Origin of the sequence: Micromonospora sp. D75 (assembly GCF_018070405.1) — a bacterium.
Classification (GTDB): domain Bacteria; phylum Actinomycetota; class Actinomycetes; order Mycobacteriales; family Micromonosporaceae; genus Micromonospora; species Micromonospora chalcea.
Map to the genome: position 1 here is coordinate 1 of NZ_JAGPXV010000947.1, position 1,497 is coordinate 1,497.

General features: G+C 76.6%; 2 protein-coding genes and 1 pseudogene. All 3 read left to right on the forward strand.

Going from position 1 to position 1,497, the window contains the following annotated elements; translation table 11 throughout:
* Positions 1 to 484, forward strand: a pseudogene (locus KBX39_RS30960) (beta-ketoacyl-[acyl-carrier-protein] synthase family protein); the annotation flags it as partial.
* Positions 485 to 630: 146 nt separating this feature from the next.
* Positions 631 to 1,071, forward strand: coding sequence for a beta-ketoacyl synthase chain length factor (locus tag KBX39_RS30965; protein WP_051610923.1), 441 nt, complete (start codon positions 631 to 633; stop codon positions 1,069 to 1,071).
* A partial coding sequence (locus tag KBX39_RS30970) for an AMP-binding protein (RefSeq protein ID WP_210873944.1) occupies positions 1,068 to 1,497 on the forward strand: 430 nt, incomplete at its 3' end. The genes KBX39_RS30965 and KBX39_RS30970, both read left to right, overlap by 4 nt.

The following is a 1,497-nucleotide window of genomic DNA, read 5'->3' on the forward strand; positions in this document are numbered from 1 at the left end:
CGCGACGGTGGCGACGGTGGCCGGGTGGGGGCGGGCGGGGGACGCCTACCACGCGTGCCAGCCGCACCCGGAGGGGCTGGGGCTGGCCCGGGCGGTCGAGGCGGCGCTGCGCCGCGGCGGGCTGCCCCCGGACGCGGTCGGTTACGTCAACGCCAACGCCACCGGCACCCCGTTCAGCGACGCCTCCGAGGCGGCGGCGCTGACCCGGGTGTTCGGCGACGACGCCGGGCGGCTGCCGGTCAGCTCCACCAAGTCGGTGCACGGGCACGCGCTGGAGGCGTCCGGGCTGCTGGAACTGCTGGTCACCGTGCTGGCCCTGCGGCACGGCAAGCTGCCGGTCACCGCCGGCTGGCTCGGCCCGGACCCGCAGTGCCCGCTGGACGTCATCCGCGACGCCCCCCGCCCCGCGCGCACCGGGCACGCCCTGACCCTCAACGCCGCCTTCGGCGGCGCCAACACCGCACTCCTGGTGAGCACCTCATGACCGCCTCCACCCCCAGCCCTCCGCGATCTTGCACTTCCGGCCCCGGCGAAACGGGCACAACGCCCGCCGAGAGGGCGCCAACCGCAAGATCGCGCAACGACGCGGAGGCGCGGTGGCCCGAGGACGGGGATGAGAGGCCGGCGGGGGTGCCGGGGTTTGTGCACTCGGCGTTCGCGCCTCTCGTGGTGGCGGTGGCCGAGCGGTGCCTCGCGCGGCGCTACGGCACCGGGCCGCTGCCGCCGGGCAACGGTACGGCGGTGGTGCTGGTCAGCGCCGGCGGAGACACGGCCAGCGCGGCGCACGTCCGGGCCGCGGTGGACGCCGGTGACCGGATCGGGCCGCTGTTCTTCTTCCAGTCGGTGCCGAACAGCGTGGCCGGGCACGTCGCAGCGCGCTGGGGACTGGACGGGCCGGTGGTGTGCCTGAGCCCAACCGGCGATCCGCGGGCCGAGGGGGAGGCCGAGGCGGACCTGCTGCTGCACGACGGCGACGCCGCACAGGCGTTGCTGATCCTGATCGAACTGGCACCGGACGGTACGCCGGGCGAGGCGACCGCGGTGCTGCTGGGGGAGGGAACACGTCAATGAGGACGAAGGGACTGCGCGGCGCGCTCGCAGCCGACGCGGAACTGGGCGCGGGCAACGTGCTCGCCCGGGTGCTGGCCCACGGCGCCGACCCGGACGGGCCGGGGCTCACATTCGACACCGAGGTCGACGGCCACCCGGCCGAGACCCCGCTGACCCTGGGCCGGCTCGACCGGATGGTCGCCGCCCGGGGGGCCTGGCTGCACGAACGCGGGGTTAACCCCCGCGACCCGGTCGCCGTCTGGGCCGGTACGGCCGCCGACATGGTGCTGTCGTTCCTGGCGCTGACCCGCCTCGGCGCCCTCCCGGCGCTGATGAACGGCAGGCTGCGCCCCGAGATCGCCGCCGAGTACCTCCGCCGGCTGCGCGCCGCCGGGGTGCTCGCCGACGCCGCGCACGCGCAGGCGCTGGCCGGGCACGACCTGGGCG